At 47.5% G+C, this 17,534-nt stretch carries 8 protein-coding genes; 5 read left to right on the top strand and 3 right to left on the bottom strand.

The window, feature by feature from the left end; translation table 11 throughout:
* Positions 1-27 precede the first annotated feature (27 nt).
* The 5 genes from M2137_RS05965 to M2137_RS05945 all read left to right on the top strand — a co-directional run bounded on the left by M2137_RS05965 (position 28) and on the right by M2137_RS05945 (position 12,271).
* Complete coding sequence (locus M2137_RS05965; RefSeq protein ID WP_280765548.1) at positions 28-7,776, top strand: hypothetical protein; 7,749 nt, start codon at positions 28-30, stop codon at positions 7,774-7,776.
* Between the two features lie 394 nt (positions 7,777-8,170).
* The gene (locus M2137_RS05960) at positions 8,171-8,566 is read left to right on the top strand and encodes a hypothetical protein (RefSeq protein WP_280765547.1); all 396 of its coding nucleotides are present in this window, start codon (positions 8,171-8,173) and stop codon (positions 8,564-8,566) included.
* 101 nt (positions 8,567-8,667) lie between these two features.
* A complete protein-coding gene (locus tag M2137_RS05955; protein ID WP_280765546.1) occupies positions 8,668-9,564 on the top strand; it encodes a YitT family protein in 897 nt (298 codons plus the stop codon).
* Between the two features lie 176 nt (positions 9,565-9,740).
* The gene (locus tag M2137_RS05950; RefSeq protein WP_280765545.1) at positions 9,741-10,934 is read left to right on the top strand and encodes a pyridoxal phosphate-dependent aminotransferase; all 1,194 of its coding nucleotides are present in this window, start codon (positions 9,741-9,743) and stop codon (positions 10,932-10,934) included.
* A 92-nt stretch (positions 10,935-11,026) separates the two neighbouring features.
* Complete coding sequence (locus M2137_RS05945; RefSeq protein ID WP_280765544.1) at positions 11,027-12,271, top strand: ABC transporter permease; 1,245 nt, start codon at positions 11,027-11,029, stop codon at positions 12,269-12,271.
* A gap of 29 nt (positions 12,272-12,300) precedes the next feature.
* On the opposite strand, the gene M2137_RS05940 is transcribed toward M2137_RS05945, so the two are convergent.
* Genes M2137_RS05940 through feoB form a run of 3 tightly spaced genes read right to left on the bottom strand, consistent with a single transcriptional unit; the run spans position 12,301 to position 17,483 of the window.
* Positions 12,301-14,781 (bottom strand): prolyl oligopeptidase family serine peptidase, encoded by a 2,481-nt coding sequence (locus tag M2137_RS05940; RefSeq protein ID WP_280765543.1) that lies wholly within the window; start codon positions 14,779-14,781, stop codon positions 12,301-12,303.
* Positions 14,782-14,826: 45 nt separating this feature from the next.
* A complete protein-coding gene (locus M2137_RS05935) occupies positions 14,827-14,985 on the bottom strand; it encodes a FeoB-associated Cys-rich membrane protein (RefSeq protein ID WP_280765542.1) in 159 nt (52 codons plus the stop codon).
* Positions 14,986-14,999: 14 nt separating this feature from the next.
* On the bottom strand, positions 15,000-17,483 hold the full coding sequence (feoB, locus tag M2137_RS05930; RefSeq protein ID WP_280765541.1) for a ferrous iron transport protein B: 2,484 nt from the start codon (positions 17,481-17,483) through the stop codon (positions 15,000-15,002).
* Positions 17,484-17,534 lie beyond the last annotated feature (51 nt).

Genomic DNA, 17,534 nt, shown 5'->3' with positions numbered 1-17,534 from the left:
TTGTTGAATCATAGTTTTTACAACAATATGAAACGAATTTATTTATTACTACTGATATTTCTATTCGGCGGCGTGACGGCCGAAGCACAATATAGCTATAGCCTGCAGGTAAAGACAAATACCGGAGGGAATATATCGGGGAATACCTATTTAACAGCTACGGGAAGTGGGACGAGGACGAGGACAGATACTAAATCATGGTGGCAAAATCGATGGACAGAAGGCGAATGGGGAGAGTGGTCTGATATTTCAAACGCTCCAACCTTGAGCTTTGGAAATCGGGGAACAAATACGATCGTAGAAGGGGCGGTGTCATATAGTTCGGAAACCAATACCTCCCGTATAGCTACCCAATCCGCTACATATATCGGTGCCGAATGGACCTTTGAGGCTGTAGAATATAGGACGGGAGTTGATGGCAAGGTATATGGACAGCCCGGATGGTATCATATCCGCAATACAGGATTGGGACTGGGTGATTATTGCTTGGCGGTGGGTGAGGACGGAACTCCCACCTTGACCGATGATCCCTCTTCGGATGGCGCCATGTGGCGTTTGATCAAGGTTCCGGTTTCTGATAAGAATACGGAAGATATTATGTATTTTAAATTGGTTTCCAAGTCCGGAGCTACTGTAGAAGCAGGAGGGGGAACATTGCTCTATCATAATGGAGTATCTACGACTACCACCGTATCAGCAGCCGCTAATTATGGACAAGCAAATTCTGTTTTCTTACTGACCTCGACAGAGGAGAGTATTGTAAAAAATGATGATCAGGAGATTGTGTCCAATGAAGTAGCAGCTAATGCGGAAAATGTTTGGGACAAACTGCCACCCACTCCGACAATCAATGATATCTGGAACCAGGAGAAAGGAGACTTGAGCAAGGAGATGGTAGGTTTTAACTATACATTGGTCCCGATCGGATATGGAGGAAGTGCAGAAGCCAAGGTTGTTTATGGTCATTATGCAGCTGGAAATACCGATGGTGACGGCTATTACTTCACCCGTTTGCCAAAGAGTGAGTCTTTTTACCAGAACCTGAATGAGTTTGATGCAGATAAAAATACGGTCATCCGCTTTTCGGTTTGGATGCGTGCCATCACGGATGGCACATTGCAGGAAACCTCAACAACCCCGGGACTTTACTCTGTTGGTAAGGTGACCTTGACTTTTAAGGATGCGTCAACAGGAAACACTGAAGAGAAATTTTTGGAACTAACCGTTCCCGACTGGGCTATCACCACGCATGAAGATCCGAACTATCCGGATGCCTGGTATTATTATGCATACACGATCAATTACCAACCTGAAACCGTGGGGGATATATCCCATGGCGGCAAATCGATCATACAGGTGAAAGTTGAGAATACAATGCAAACGGCCGAAGGAGAAAAGACCCCTCTATTGGATGTTGATAATATTGTGATCAAGGCAAGATCGCTTATTCCACAGGCAACCTTTATTTATAAACACAGCAAACAACCTATACAGTCGCGTCAGAATGTGCATGAACTGCACCATAACATTTATACCGTTGATGGGGCTACGGAACGATTGATTACCTCAACCAAAAATTTTGCTTATTACCGATGGTATAAAATAACGACTGCGGGGCAAGAACTGGCACCGGATCTGGATCTGTTTGCCCCTGTGCTTAACACCGGTTCCACCGAGGCTACGATGACCAACGGGGTAATGTACTTTAATGCCAATAAAAGTGGAATAGATCGTGGATCCCAGGTAGACTATGATATACCGGATGATTTTTATAGCGATGACGCGACTATCTATTGCGACTTAAGTAACTATAGTGATTTCACATGGACGGGAGATGTAAGTGATAATTCCGGGGAGATGATCGAACCGTCACTCTCGGTACGTAATGTATTTCATATCCTCCCGGCAAGTGAGATGGCTGATGCTATTGATGATGCGTTAAGTAAAGGTACAACCTACGAAGTCTATGAATTAGAGGCTCCTGTTGGAACAGCCGATGGAGGAACCCGCTTGCGTCTGACGCCGCAATACAAAGCTGGAACATTTACTGGTGACTATTGGATAAAAAGCGGTAAGGAACTGTATAGAGCCGGGGAATTCAGATGGTACAAAGTAGATAAAATAGATGATGTTAACAATACAACTCAACCTCTGACCGGAGGAATCTACTCTTTCCCTGGTACTACTAATAATAATAAATATTTGCAGATCAATACATCCAGTAAAACCGCCGGTGGAACAGAATACTATGCGGTGGATGCGTACTATAGCGGAGGAGGGGTTACGGTGCAAAAGCGTGTGGCTATCTTTCAGGTTACCTATAAAGCAAAAAGCGCGGTGGGTCCTAAACTAATTGATCCTGCCAAAGCAGCAGATGACCTTTTCGCCCATCTGCCGGATAAGAAATTGATTATCTCGAAAACCTTCGACCAGATGGGGGAGGAACAGAGTCCGCTTCCCGAACCTTTCCCTCCCGCCAATATACGGGGAGAATATTCGCTTTACGGGATGGGGGTACAACGCCTTGCTCCCGATGAATCGACCTATGGATTTACCAATCCGCTTCACTATTCATCGTCAGGTACCGGAACCCATCTTCACCACCGACCACCCTATTGGAGTGAATATGGCTTCCCACAGCAGATCAATGGGGTTACCGAAAGTGATAGCTGGTCAACTACTGCGACCGTGAGTGACATTACCTATCTGAAAGCTGGTGGTGGCACTGCCAAAATGGGGAATATGCTTTATGTGGATGCCTCGGAGCAGCCGGGGATCTTTGCTACCCTCAACTTTAATGAATCGTTTTGTGCCGGAGCGAAATTGTATTTCTCCGCTTGGGTAGTGAATCTGAATAATAGTTCCAGTACCTCTGCCGACAATGGTGCAACAAATGTTGCTACCCGCCCCAACCTGGTATTTGTATTGAAAACTATTGGTGATGACGGAACGGAAACCATTGTGAAACGTTTCTATACCGGCGATATTGGTTATGGGAATGTCAATAAATGGTTTCAGATTGGCTTCGATTTTGTGATTCCTCCGGAACTGATACCGGAAGAGGGAGAAGGAGAAGAAAAAGAACAAGGAGAACAAGCGATCGATTTCCGTCTGGAAATACAAAATAACGGCTTAAGCACCACCGGGAATGACTTTGCCCTCGATGATATATGCGTCTACCGTACCAACCCGGCTATTTCGGCGGTGCGTACGAATGAAGTATTTTGTTTGCCTGATGGTGGTGGGGTTGAAATTACCGAACCATTGACCATGTCCGTAGAGGTGAACCTAAGTCAGCTTTGGCCGGGAGGAGATACTGCGATTCGCGATTCCTTATTCTTCCGTTTTATAGATGCGGCCGACAAGACCTTCCCTGCCAAACAAAATGGTTCAGGCAGTGATAATATGTATGTCAATATGGGGTATTATGATAAAGAATACAAATATCACTATGGTGTTATACCCATCAAAGTGTTCAATACAGACAGTATTGCAGGAAAAACAGATTACGGTAATAATAAATTTAATATAAAGGTTTGCAGAGATCCTGCACACCCTGAATACAACGGTATGTATCTCTATCGGTATGGCTCTGCTGACGGAGATTATATGTTGGTGTTTAGTCAGTTGATACCTACCTCTGTATTGAATGACGGGAGTGGATCGGCAGGTGAATTCAATACGGGCATATATAGTATTTATGTAGGGGAATCTACCGCCTCTATTCTCTCTCCCAAATGTGCCGGTGCTGCCGCCTTTAAGATTCAGTTCGATGCCACCGACTTCGAGATGACTGTCGGGGGAGCCTCTTTGGAGGAGACGGGCGACCTGGCTATCTGTACCAATAACGATGTGAATGTGAAGGCATACGCGACCGAACCCAATACCGAGGAGAAGATGTTTGCCTATTATGACTGGTATCTCGGACCGCTCAATACGCAGCCTTTTATCGTTGTGCAAAACGACGAGGATAGTGCGAAAAAAGATACGATATACAACGCGCGGGAGTTTACGTATACGCTTAAAGGGGAATATGAAGATGTTAATTCTATGGATACGCTGCTTTTCAGAACCATAGAGAATGCCATTATCCGCAACCGCGACGGGTTTGATGTCTGGTTAGATACCATTCAGGGGCAAGCCTGGCAATTGGATGAAAACTATAATGGCCCTGCCTGGGTTTGGGGCGAGCCCAACTACGTCGGCTTTAACCAGTATGGAGGCTATTTCAGGCATATCATTCCCGGCATATCGGTAACGCGAGCTGAAATAGAACCCACTGCTTTAGATGCAGTCACCTCCGCTACGCGTATTGGCGCACGGGATAATAAGAATACAGGGAATACCTTGGAACAGAAACCGGTTGATTTCCGGACATTGAAGAAAGATCTCTCGGCCTATCGTTACTTTTATCCATACGAACCCAACCTGCCTTCTGCTAATCAGAAAGCTTTCCCGGTCGATTACAGAACGCTATCCACAGATCCGAATAATCATCATTATTGGGAATATATTGATTTTAAAACCGGTAAGTATTATACAGATATCAAACATACACCGGGAACAGAAATAAATGCTGAAACAGCAACCCGTTTTACAGCCGACTCTTATAAGGATAATAGTACTGACTACCACGTCGTCTATTATATGACCGACTATAACGATAATTATATTGATGCGGATGGAAATATAACCACCGATGATTCAAAGCGAGTCCCCTATATCAAGGATCTGGAGGATCTGAATAAGTTATTGGCGCGTATGCTTTATTGGGAACACCGGGGCTATGTGATATTATACAAGGATCATACCGATCTCTCTATTACCTCATTGGCTGCCAACTACCTGACGGTGGTGCCGTCGAATGTGGCGTTTCTGGTCGAAAACCTCAATGAACTCACCAATGAGGAAATGAAGGATTTTGTACATATCTGTACCACTCCGACGCAGATCGCTTTGCAAGCCGAGAGCTGGTCGCCCGACTCGTGGTTCGGACAGGTAATGCCCTCCGGCCAACCCGATATGCCCTATTTCGATATCGATAGCGAGGAATATATCTTTACCGTACGTCTGCCGGAAAGGAAAAAGGTTGACGGAAAAGAGATACGGCCTACCGAGCAGTTTGTGCTTCCGATGCTTTATTTTGATGAGATACGCAACGCGCTTGTCCGGCTTACGGATGTACTCAATGAAGAAGGGGAATCAGTGATTGGTGAGATGAAAGGTCGAGCGATTGCCGAGGCTTATATCGGTTTGATCGATCCGGTTTATACCGATAAGTTAGCACGGGATGTCAAGGTTCCGATCACCCGAGAATATGATCCGGAAGCAGAAGAAGGCTATAGGGATATTTCGCCCGCCGACATGATGAATGTGCGCTGGAAGTTAGCGACTGAGCGTGGTCCGCGTTTTGCTTTGGAATCTTATCCGATGGTGCATAATGGCTACAACTATTTCTTCGAAGATCCGGTCGTAAACGAAGTCTCACAGGAGGGAGACCCCTTGCCTATCGATTCTATGATCGGTGATTTCCGTATTACGAACAACAAGATCGGCATAGAGATTCTGGCTAATGATGCGGTTCTGCGCAACTTCGTAAGTGTCGAGGGGACAGGTGAGAATGCACAATATCACTTCAAACCCGGCTATACCTACGACTTTGTCTTGGAGGCTACCGGAGCCGACGACTGGGCGTTAGAAGGAAGCGATTGCGACCTGTCAGTGGATTATCGCCTGAAGGTAGTGCCTGATACCGTGATCTGGGGTGCTAACTGGGATGATGAAGCTACAGGAGGCAAGAGTGATTGGAACCGCGACGGCAACTGGTATATACCGGTAAAGAAAGATGGCATATATACCGAGACAGCTTCCGAGGTGAAGACCTTCCCTCCGCTCCCGCAAACAAAAGTGATTATTCCCGCGGGGAAAAGTACATACGCGGCCTTGGAGGAATATGAAAACTTGGTGGATTCACTTCATGTAACTCAGGGAGACTCAGAAGCTACCGGCTATGACACCTCGAAGAAGATTATTTCGATGGAGGTGGAAGCATTGCTGTTTGAACCGGAGATGTATATACAAAAAGATTTAGTTGATATACACGCGACCCCTTTTATCGAATTCGATTACAACTATGTGCCCAATGCCTGCGATACGATCCACTTCAAGGCAGGTTCGGAGTTGGGACGTGTCGATCAGTTGATATATAACTATGCCAAGGTCGACTTGAAGTTGCCAACCAACCGCTGGTTCGGTCTCTCGGCACCGTTGCGCGATATGTATTCGGGTGACTTTATGTTCGAACGGCAAAACCCACTGACGGAGATGCGGCTGCATGACACAAGCAGTCCGCAGACAGGTGCTGTCTATGTCGACTGGACACAGCCGTTCCACAATGTAAACGAGCGCTTGGAAGCCGGAACAGGATTTAGCGCGCGGATTGGTAAGATCTATTACACAAACGATGCCTTCTATGCCAATCCGGATCTTGGAATCAGTAATTACAGCAAGACGACAGATATGGATAGTATGGCCTATTTCTTCCCGGATAATCGCATGTCATTCCATTTCTACGATGAGATATCCAAAGCATTGCATCAGAAAAACTACCAGACCATCCCGGATAAGGGACGCGATTACGGACATCGCTTTGCGTTTGAGGCAACTCAGGATGAGAATGCGTTGGTGACTATTCCAATCGAAGCGACCGATACGGTCAAGCTGGTGGGTAATCCGTTTATGAGCCATATCGATTTTGAAGAGTTCTATCGGGTGAATGCGGCTGTTATCACACCGGAATACCGGATCCTATCGGGAGGTAATCAATACATTGCTTTGAGTGGGGAGGAATATACAGTTAAGGACGACGAGAATAAAGATGTATATGGTGGGCTGAATGTCGTAGCCACTACGGATCCGGATAAGAATTTGACCTGGAAATCCATTCCTCCGATGCAGTCTTTTATCGTAAAGATCAGGCAAAAAGCCGGAGAAGAAGGCGAAACAGTCGCCGCAGGAAATCAGCTATTGATCACCGGCGCGATGAGTGTAACGGATCCTGCCGGCAGCCGATTGCGTTCCGCCTCCGGCGAATCTTCGCCTTATCCGTTGTTGACCATCGAGGCGTCGACGGTTGATCATCGTTCGCAGGCAGTAGTGGTGCTTTCCGAAAAGGCGGGCAAGGCCTATCATGCCAACGAGGACTCCCGTGTGATGCTGATCGAAGGGGTGAAAGAGGTGCCGAAAGTCTTTACAGTAACCGAAGGCATGTACCTGGATATTAACCGGATGTGGGGATTGCCGCAAGAATTGCCTATCGGGTTGGTGACCGACAGTAAACTGAAGACCACGCTGACGCTTTCCGGCTTCTTAGCCTTGAAGGGCGACTACGATGAGTTCTACTTCAAGGACACCAAGGAGAATGTATTGACACGCATAACAGGCGACAGCTTCACATACAGCTTTGAGAACACAGAAGGCGACCAATTAGGACGTTTCAGCCTGATCAGTCTCGCTTCACCGACCGGATTGGAAGAGATCTCCGGATCGTCGATCGCCGTCTACCTGTCGCAGGGAGTGATTTATGTGCATTCGATGGATGGCAGTGAGATCAAAAATGTGAGTGTTGTCCGCACAAATGGCGAAACGATTTGGCAACAGTATAATACCGGCAAATCCCAATTGGAGATACCGGTGGCACACTACAACCAGGAGGTGCTTCTTGTGAAGGTATATACGGAAAGAGAATCGACCACCGCCAAATTATTGAATAAGTAAGTGTTTCTAAATGTTAATACGCTCGATTTTGGATAATCCCTCAATTTACGATTTGTAATTTCCGCCCGACTTTGCGCGCAAAAAAGCGGGACTTCGGAGGCAAACTCCCGGGAGAAACACTTTTTAACGTATGGATTTGTAAGTAAAACGGCCGTTTTGCTTACAATCGCTATTTTAACATTTGAGGGATTGTCGTGCTGCAAAAATGCACGATGATTTCTTTTAACGAAATAAATCTTCTTTTTTCTGCAACGTTTTCCTAAGTGTATGAGTCTATATAGTAGAAGTCGTAATTGAAATCTCCGGGCCCTGAGACTATTATTTACTTTGTCTATACATTCATTTTGTATAGGGTAGGTCGTATAGTATAAATAGTTTAATAAGTAGAAAGATTATGAAAAGATGGGTGATTGCAATAATGGTGGTTTTGTTTACCGGGAGTATGGGTTTCGCGCAAAAGGCAGATATAGTGATCTGTCAGAAACCAATCAGTATACATACCGACTGGCTGTGTGATATGCTTGGGGTGACGCTCCGGCAGGAGAAGAGAGTAGGGGAGATCAATAACTATTTTATTGCGGTTCAACTGGAAATAGCCGGAATGAAAGATCTTCAGGTGAGAGATACAAAGAGGAAGGCTTTGGTGAAAGAGATGCTTGATTCGATGGAAAAGGTGTTGACTAAAAGGCAGATGAAAGAATACCTGAGGATCTTTAACGGGATTAATTCCGGTTATATCATGACGGAAAGGTTTTCTGATCCCGATACCTATTATGCCGATTCAAAATAATTCGGTGCAGAATATAAAATAAGAGGTTGTCTGAAAAAGGTAACCTCTTTTTTTATATATCTTTGCGGCTGGTAAACACACAAATAATTATTAGTCAAAACATGAAACAAAAAATCCAGCTTTCCACGCCGATTACATGGAAAAAGCATCTGACCGACTACTCTTTTATTGTCGTGGGATCGTTTCTGCAAGCGTTGAGTTATGTCCTGTTTATTGCGCCCTACAAGATTGTACCGGGAGGTGTCTATGGTATTTCCATTGTGCTTCATCATGTCACGAAGGGGGTCTTCTCTTTTCTGCCTGATGGCTTGCCAATGGGGGCAACGGCGCTCTTCTTTAATGTGCCGCTGATGATCATTGCTTTGAAGAAACTGGGCTTGTCGTCGGGGCCGAAAACCGCTGTTACCTTTCTGTTGATTTCCTTCTTTACCGACGGACTTTCTTACTTCCTGACAGAGCCTTTATTGGAGAACGACCCCTTTATCGCCGGATTCTATGGCGGTGCCATACTGGGAGCCGGGGTGGCCTGTATATTCAAAGCACAGAGTACCAGCGCGGGAACCGATGTGTTGGCACGGGTAATAGCTATAAACTCCAATATAAAAGTGAGTAATCTGATTATTTTATTGGATTCGGCGATTGTGGTATTGGGTCTTTTGGCTTTCCAGGATTGGACAGTGCCTTTGTATTCCTGGTTTACCATCTTTGTGTATGGCAAAGTGGTGGATATGTTCCAGGTGGAAAATCCCAACCGGGCGGTGTTTATCGTTTCCAACAAAACAGAGGAGATCAAGCATATTATTGTCGATAAGATGAAAATGCGGGGTACGTTTCTGCATGGGCGTGGCATGTATGAAGGCAAAGAGCGTGAGATTATTTTTACGATTGCCGAGCGCAAAGATATGCCTCGTTTGAAGGAAGAGGTGAAAGAGGTCGATCCGCATGCTTTCATCTCTACGATGCACGCCAGCAAAGATTCGCCTCCTCCGGGTAAATAAAAAAACGACTTACTTGCATAATATCGCTAATTGCGCTACTTTTGCAGCAAAATAATTCAAATGGAAGGTTGTTTGTGACAAAGTAACAGTATATGCTTTGAAAAACGTTCAATTTTCCATTTTGCTTTACGCTTCGCAAAGCGATTTGCAATTCAACTTTCAATAAATAGAGTATTATGCCCAACATTTCGCAACGAGGAGTCAGTATGCCTGCTTCTCCCATTCGCAAGCTTGTTCCGCTGGCTAATAAGGCTAAAGCAAGGGGAACGAAGGTGTATCATTTGAATATCGGTCAACCGGATATCCCTACACCTGAAGTCGCGATGGAGGCGATGCGGCAGGTAGATCGCAAGGTGTTGGAATATTCTCCCAGCGAAGGGATCCGTTCGTTTCGCGAAAAGTTGGTGGATTATTATGCGCGCTTCAATATCCTGGTGGATGTCGACGATATCATCATCACGACCGGCGGATCGGAAGCGGTTTCCTTCTCTTTTATGGCCTGCCTGGATCCGGGTGATGAGATAATTGTGCCGGAACCGGCGTATGCCAATTACATGGCGTTTGCTATCTCGGCCGGTGCGGTGATCAAAACCATTCCCTCTTCTATCGAGAAAGGCTTTGCCCTGCCGCCGATCGAAGAGTTTGAAGAACTGATCACCGAGCGCACGAAGGCGATCCTGATCTGTAATCCGAACAACCCGACCGGTTATCTGTATACCCGCCGGGAGATGGAGCAGATCCGTGATCTGGTCAAGAAATACGATCTGTTTCTCTTCTCCGATGAGGTCTACCGTGAGTTCTGCTATACCGGCGCTCCCTATATCTCGGCGCTTCACCTGGAAGGGATTGAAAATAATGTCGTATTGGTCGACTCCGTATCGAAGCGTTATAGTGAATGTGGTATCCGCATCGGGGCTATTCTGACAAAGAACAAGCAGGTGCGCGAGAATGTGATGAAATGGTGTCAGGCTCGTTTGAGTCCGCCATTGATTGGTCAGATCATTGCCGAGGCATCGCTCGATACGCCGGAAGAGTATATGCTCGATGTGTACAATGAATACTTAGAACGCCGCAACTTCCTGATCGATGGATTGAACCGTATTCCCGGTTGTTATTCGCCCATTCCGATGGGTGCTTTCTATACCGTGGCTCAGTTGCCGGTCGACGATTCCGATAAATTCTGTGCCTGGTGTTTGGAACACTTTGAATACGAAGGGCAGACCGTTATGATGGCTCCGGCTTCCGGCTTCTATACCAATCCTAACCTGGGACGCAACGAGGTGCGCATCGCCTATGTCCTGAATAAAGAGGAACTGGCGAAAGCGCTTGTGGTGCTGGAGAAGGCACTTGAAACCTATAATAAATTATGAATTATGAATGATGAATTATGAATTATGAGAGGCCTCTTGCGGTCAAATCATCATTCATAATTCATAATTCATAATTCTAAATTCATTTATAATTGAATTTAGAACTGTTCATCGCACGCAGGATCCATTTCGATAAGGATGGAGACAAGAAGGTGACTTCGCCAACGGTGAAGGTGGCCATGGCGGGTATTGCCCTGGGGCTGGCGGTGATGATTCTGTCGATTGCCATTATTGTCGGCTTTAAGAAGCAGATACGCGAAAAGGTGATTGGCTTCGGCGCGCATATCCAAATCACCAACTTCGATAATAATGCTTCCTTTGAATATCTTCCGATAGCGGTTAACGACACCTTGATGGAGCAGCTCCGGTCGCTTCCGGGCATCAGGCATGTGGAAACATTTGCCACCAAGCCGGGTATTCTGAAGACCGACGAGGACTTCCAAGGTATTGTCCTAAAAGGTATCGACGCGGATTACGACTGGACCTTCTTCCGCGAAAACCTGCAAGAGGGGGATGTCTTCTCGCTGGATCCGGAGAAGAATTCGACGGATGCCATTATCTCGCGCACGCTGGCCGATATGCTTGGTCTGAAGGTAGGCGACAGGTTTCATTCCTATTTTGTGCAGGACAATGTGCGGGCGCGTAGTTTTTCGATTACCGGCATCTATGATACGGGCTTTCTGGATTACGATAAACTGTTTGTATTGGTTGATATTCGGCAGGTGCGCCGCTTAAATGGATGGGATTCCGACCAGGTAAGCGGTATCGAATTGCAGATCAACGACTACGAACGCCTTGATGAAATAGCCGAAAATGTCTATTTTGAGATGGCGGAACAGCAGGATCGTGACGGCAATAATTTCTACACCCGTTCGGCCAAAGAGTTGAATCCTGCCATATTTGGTTGGCTGGAGGTGTTGGATATCAATGTAGTTGTTATTCTTCTCCTGATGATCTTGGTCTCCGGATTTACGATGATCTCCGGTTTATTGGTGCTTATTCTTGAGCGCACCAATATGATCGGTATCCTGAAAGCGATGGGGCAAGACAACCGGAGTATCCGTAAGATATTCCTGTATGTTTCCTCTTTTATTATAGGCAAAGGCATGCTTTGGGGCAATGTGATCGGGTTAGTGATCTGTTTTCTGCAGGCGCAGTTCGGTTTGATACCGCTCGATCCGGCTACCTACTACTTAGATGCTGTGCCTATCGACCTGAGCCTCGGAGCGCTTCTGCTCCTGAATATCGGTACACTGGCTGCTACACTTCTGATGCTCTTAGGCCCTTCTTACCTGATCACTAAAATCGAACCGGCCAAGACCATTCGGTTTGAATGATCCCGGCCGGCTTATATTCCTCAATTATCTTATAAATTCTTCGGCGGATAGAGTGCATCCCACCATTCGGGCTGGTCTTTCAGCCATTTATAGAACCAGGCGTAGATGCTGTTGTTCCAACGGGTTCGCTTGTCGTAGTCGAGGATATGGTGGTCTTGTTTGTCGACCAACACCATAGCGGTCGGCTTTCCTAAGAGTTTCAAGGCGGTAAACATCTGAATACTCTCCCCGACGGGCACATTGGTATCGCTGGCTCCATGCAGGAAGAGGATCGGCGTATTTACCTTATCGGCATGGAAAAGCGGGCTTTGCTCCACGTAAATATCACGGGCATTCCAGGGATATCGGTTGGCTGTGGCCTGTGCGCTGTAGGAATAACCCCAGTAGCCTTCGCCCCAATAGCTGGTGATGTCGCTGATACCGGCATGCGACATGGCAGCCGCGAATATATCTGTTTTGGTTTGCAGCAACATAGTCATAAAGCCTCCGTAGGAAGCGCCCATACAACCGATCTTTTCCCGGTTGACAAACGAGTGAGTGTCGCAGAATTTCTTCGTTCCTTCGATAATATCATCCGCTGTTTGTATGCCCCAGGTGTTGACGTGGCGGGCAGAAAATTCCTGACCAAAGCCGGTGGCTCCGCTGGGTTGAATGATGTAAACGATAAAGCCCATGCCGGCATATACATGCGACGGGTAACGGCTTTCCATTACGCGTGCCGTAGGCGTAGTGCCACCGTAGTAATTAACGATCATCGGATATTTTTTGTTTGCATCGAAGTTCGGCGGCAGGTAATAGCGTCCGTAGATCGTATCGCCCTGGGCATTCGTAAAGTTCCAGTCGTTTACCTCTCCCAGGCGGATATCTTTCAGGATCTCTTTGGAGAGATCTTCCAATAGAGTTGTTTTGTTTTTCTTTGTGTCCTGCACATACAAACGCTGTGAATTGGAGGCGCTCAATCCGTAATAGAGCAGGGAAGGAGATGTTTTAGCCAGCGCGAAATCACTGACTACCTCCTCTTCAGCTTCCACTGTCCGGAAAGATCCTTTGATCGGATCGAGGGTGTACAGGCGCACCCGGTCGCGGTCTTTGGCCATGATATATACCAGATTGTCGAATTTGTTCCAAACCGCTTGGTCGATCGAGGGATCGAATTCTTTGGTTAATGGCTTGACTTCGCCATTCGACAGGTTGTAAAGAAACAACTGTGCGTCGCCCATATTGGCAGTCTGTCCCGGTGCCACGTTGAGGCCAATGCCATCGAATGCTTCCGGTGAGCCACTGATAAGCAACTGTTTCCCATCGGGAGCGTATTGCGCACGGTTGACAAACCCAGCCGATTTCAGGACCGTATCCGTTTCGAATGTCTCGAGATTCATCCGATAGAGCGAGGCGCGTGTGAATGGACGCTCGGTTAGGAATGGCTCCCGCGTAGAGAAAAGCAGGTACCTGCCGTCGGGCGAGATGTCGTTGATGCTGGTGGTCAGGTAACCGAATGTGAGGCGTTGCATCAATCCGGTGGCCAGATCATACTTATGAATAAAGGAACGCGTGCGCCAACCCGGTTGACGGTCGTCGGGCACCAATACTTCGTAAATATCTTTCCGCTCTTCCGGTCCCTCTTCGGAGATGGAGAACAACAGAAAATCTTCTGTCGGTGAGAAGCGGAAGCCGCCTTCCGGCAGGTTGTTGGCCAGAATGTTCTCTTTCAGATTCATCGGATCGAAGGTGACAAGCTCACGTCCTTCAAGGCCCTGACGGGTGAAATAGAGCTGATCGCCCCGCGGCATCCATTGCAGATTGCGCTGATCGCCCGTAAGAATCAGGCGCCCGGTAGCCACTTCCACCAATTGACGGTAGCTGTTTTGCCGCCCGCCCGGAAAGCTCACGCTATAACTAACCAGGTAATATTTGCCACTGGGAGAGAGCGATGCCGATTGAATGCGCTTCCCGTCGAACACATCGCCAAGTGTATAGGTGCGTTCGGGCGATGTCGTTGCCGTAATCTCGGCAGACTGTTCGCTTTCGTAGGAGACCTTAAGCGTGCTTTCAGCAGCTCCTTTCGACAGGTATTTAATCACCACCTCGTAGGTGCGAGGCTCTAATGTGAGTGATAGCTTTTGGGCACTCCCCTTTTGCAGTTTATTATCCACATAGATCTCCACCTCATCGGCCCCATCGATCACAAGGGAACCCGCGCAGTAGCGATCGCTCGCCAGGTAGAAAGAGAGTAGATGGAGCGCGTAATCATAAGACGATCCCGGCAGGGCGATGCCTTCGTCCGTGGCTGTCAATACCCGGCCATTCGTACGCAACAGGGAAAAAGAGAGCGGGCTCTTCAACAGCTCTTTCTCGGAATACTTCTTGTTTTGAACATTTGCACTATCACCGATAAAAGGTGTTTTCACCTCGTAAGGCCCGGCATAGTTGAACTGTTGGATAGAAATAGGCGCTGCCCATAGCGTGCCGCATAGGAACAGAGCGCATAAAGCGATTAAGTTTCTTTTCATAAGGTCGATACTATTAGATGTAATAGGCTCAAAGATAGGGATAATTTATTTTCTTTTGTGCGCCTCCTCCGCAAAAGCGCACCCCGAACAACCGGCACAGGGATTATTAGTCTGTTTGGAACGACGGAAAAGACGATAGATCTTCCAGCCAGCGTATGCCAGAGCTAAGACGCCGATCAGATGAACGATTATTTCCTGCCACATATTCTTTTGGGGTTTTAGGTTAATAATTGAACAAGCCATCCGCCCGTCTGATAGACAACGAAGGATACAATCCAGGCCAGGATGCAGGTGTAAACCACCGTGAACAGCCCCCATTTCCAGGAGCCCGACTCTTTGCTGATAGCCGTTACCGTAGCAACACACGGGAAATAGATCAAGACGAAGAGCATCAGGCTGAGCGCTACCAACGGATTAAATACCGGCTTGCCCGACGCATCGCGATCATCCATCAGCCGTTCGGCCAATTTCTGCGAATCCTCCTCGTCGCCGGTGTATAATACACTCAGGGTGCTCACTACCACCTCCTTGGCTGCCATGCCCGTCATCAATGCCACGCTCATTTTCCAATCGAAGCCCAACGGTGCCAGAGCCGGTTGTATGGTTTTACCGATACGCCCGATATAGGAATGTTCCTGGTGATCCATTGATTTGAGACGCTCCAGTTCGGCCAGGGTGGCCTCTTTCTCTTCCGAGTCCTCCAGGCTGTTTTCCACCACGGCTATCCGTTCATCGTAGGCCTCCATTCCGGCCGAATGGCGGGGGTAATAGCCCAGGAACCAGATAATAATAGAAGCAAAAAGGATGACACCCCCCATCTTCCGGAGGTATTGCCGTGCCTTTTCCCACATGTGGATCAGGATCGATTTGAGAGTCGGCATGCGATAAGGCGGCAACTCCATTACAAACGGCACATCTTCTTTCTTGAACAGGAAGCGTTTGAACAGACGAGCCATGCCGACTGCCAATAGAATGCCGGTAATATACATGCTGAAAAGCACTGCTCCGGCATGTTTGGGGAAGAAGGCTCCTGCCAACAAGACATAGACCGGCAGGCGGGCGCTGCAACTCATCAATGGATTGACCAGCATGGTGATCATCCGGCTGTTGCGGCTTTCGATCGTGCGTGTGGCCATAATCGCCGGTACGTTGCAACCGAATCCCATAATCAGCGGGATAAACGACTTTCCATGCAGCCCCATCCGGTGCATGATCTTATCCATAATAAAGGCAGCCCGTGCCATATAGCCCGAGTCCTCCATAAAGGAGATAAACAGGTAGAGTATCAATATATTGGGAAGGAATACGATCACACCCCCCACGCCGCCGATGATGCCGTCGACCAATAGGTCTTTCAGTGGCCCATCCGTCATAGTGTGGCGTATGGTGTCGCCAAACCAGGCCACCCCCGATTCGATCCATTCCATCGGATAGGCACCGAAGCGGAAGGTGGCTTCGAACATGATCCACATAAAGAGGAAGAAGATAGGGAAACCCAATAATTTGTTGGTCACAAAGGTGTCGATGATCTGTGTTTTGTTGATCTTTTGCAGCTGATTTTCTTCGTATGTTTCCAATAGAGCGCCGGAGATAAACCCATAGCGCGCGTCGGTGAAAGCCGTTTCACAGTCCTCCTGCAGGAGATTTTCTATTTCGGCCACGCTTTTGTTGCGTTCTTCCAGAATCATCTCTCCCTCCGAATGGCTTTGAATATAGGATTCGACCTGGCTGTCCCCCTCCAGTAACTTGATGGACAGGTAACGTTTGGAATTATTATGAGGAATATTGGCATGCTGCTTCAGGCAGCGCCTTACTTGCTTGATCCCTTTCTCTAAGACCTCTCCATAATTAATATGTATATGACGAACCACCGGATCTTCCTCTTCGTACACCTTGATAATACGATCGAACAGTTCTTTGATACCAAAGCCGTTTTTGCTGATCGTCGGTACAACAGGTGCCCCCAATAGGACCGAAAGCCCTTCGTGGTCGAGTTTATTGCCTCTGTTCTGCAGTTCATCGTACATATTAAGCGCGATCACCATGCGCATATCCATATCGATCAGTTGGGTCGTCAGGTAGAGATTACGCTCCAGATTTGAGCTGTCGATGATATTGAGCACCACGTCGGGATGTTCCTCCTGCAGGTGTTTACGCACATAGAGCTCTTCAGGGGTATAGGTCGATAGAGAGTAGGTGCCCGGCAGGTCGACGATACGGAAGGTATATCCGTTTAATTTATATGTTCCCTCCTTGGCATCGACCGTCACGCCGCTGTAATTACCCACATGTTCGTGTTGGCCCGAGGCCCAATTGAAGAGAGATGTTTTTCCGCTGTTGGGGTTGCCCACCAACGCCACATTGATGATCTTACGTTCCCGCATAGCGATTGCCTGCAGGTCTTCATCGGAAGGCATTATGGGAGAGCCTGGGTAAGAAGTGTTGTTTTCTGCTTCCAGGAGGGTGGAGGCAAACTCTTCGGCGCTGACCACTTCGATCAGTGCCGCTTCGCTGCGCCTGAGCGATACGTCGTAGCCCATGATCCGGTAGTGAATAGGGTCTTTTAATGGGGCGTTCTGAATCACCACGACCTCTTTCCCACGGATAAAACCCATTTCGACGATGCGCTTGCGAAAGGCGCCACGCCCCATCACTTTCACTATGACTCCCTTATCTCCGGTATTTAATTCCGATAATTTCATCTCGTTTTGTTTCTCCTTGCAAAGGTACAGCTTCTACATAAACCGCCCAAT

Origin of the sequence: Parabacteroides sp. PFB2-10 (assembly GCF_029893085.1) — a bacterium.
Classification (GTDB): domain Bacteria; phylum Bacteroidota; class Bacteroidia; order Bacteroidales; family Tannerellaceae; genus QVMG01.
Note: the sequence above shows the minus strand (reverse complement) of the source record. Positions and strands in the feature narration are given on the sequence as shown.

Bases quoted from the DNA above. Each gene is read 5' to 3' on its own strand.
- M2137_RS05940 (WP_280765543.1), bottom strand. From the start codon at position 14,781: ATGAAAAGAAACTTAATCGCTTTATGCGCTCTGTTCCTATGCGGCACG.
- M2137_RS05955 (WP_280765546.1), top strand. From the start codon at position 8,668: ATGAAACAAAAAATCCAGCTTTCCACGCCGATTACATGGAAAAAGCAT.
- M2137_RS05965 (WP_280765548.1), top strand. From the start codon at position 28: ATGAAACGAATTTATTTATTACTACTGATATTTCTATTCGGCGGCGTG.
- M2137_RS05950 (WP_280765545.1), top strand. From the start codon at position 9,741: ATGCCCAACATTTCGCAACGAGGAGTCAGTATGCCTGCTTCTCCCATT.
- M2137_RS05960 (WP_280765547.1), top strand. From the start codon at position 8,171: ATGAAAAGATGGGTGATTGCAATAATGGTGGTTTTGTTTACCGGGAGT.
- feoB (WP_280765541.1), bottom strand. From the start codon at position 17,483: ATGAAATTATCGGAATTAAATACCGGAGATAAGGGAGTCATAGTGAAA.
- M2137_RS05935 (WP_280765542.1), bottom strand. From the start codon at position 14,985: ATGTGGCAGGAAATAATCGTTCATCTGATCGGCGTCTTAGCTCTGGCA.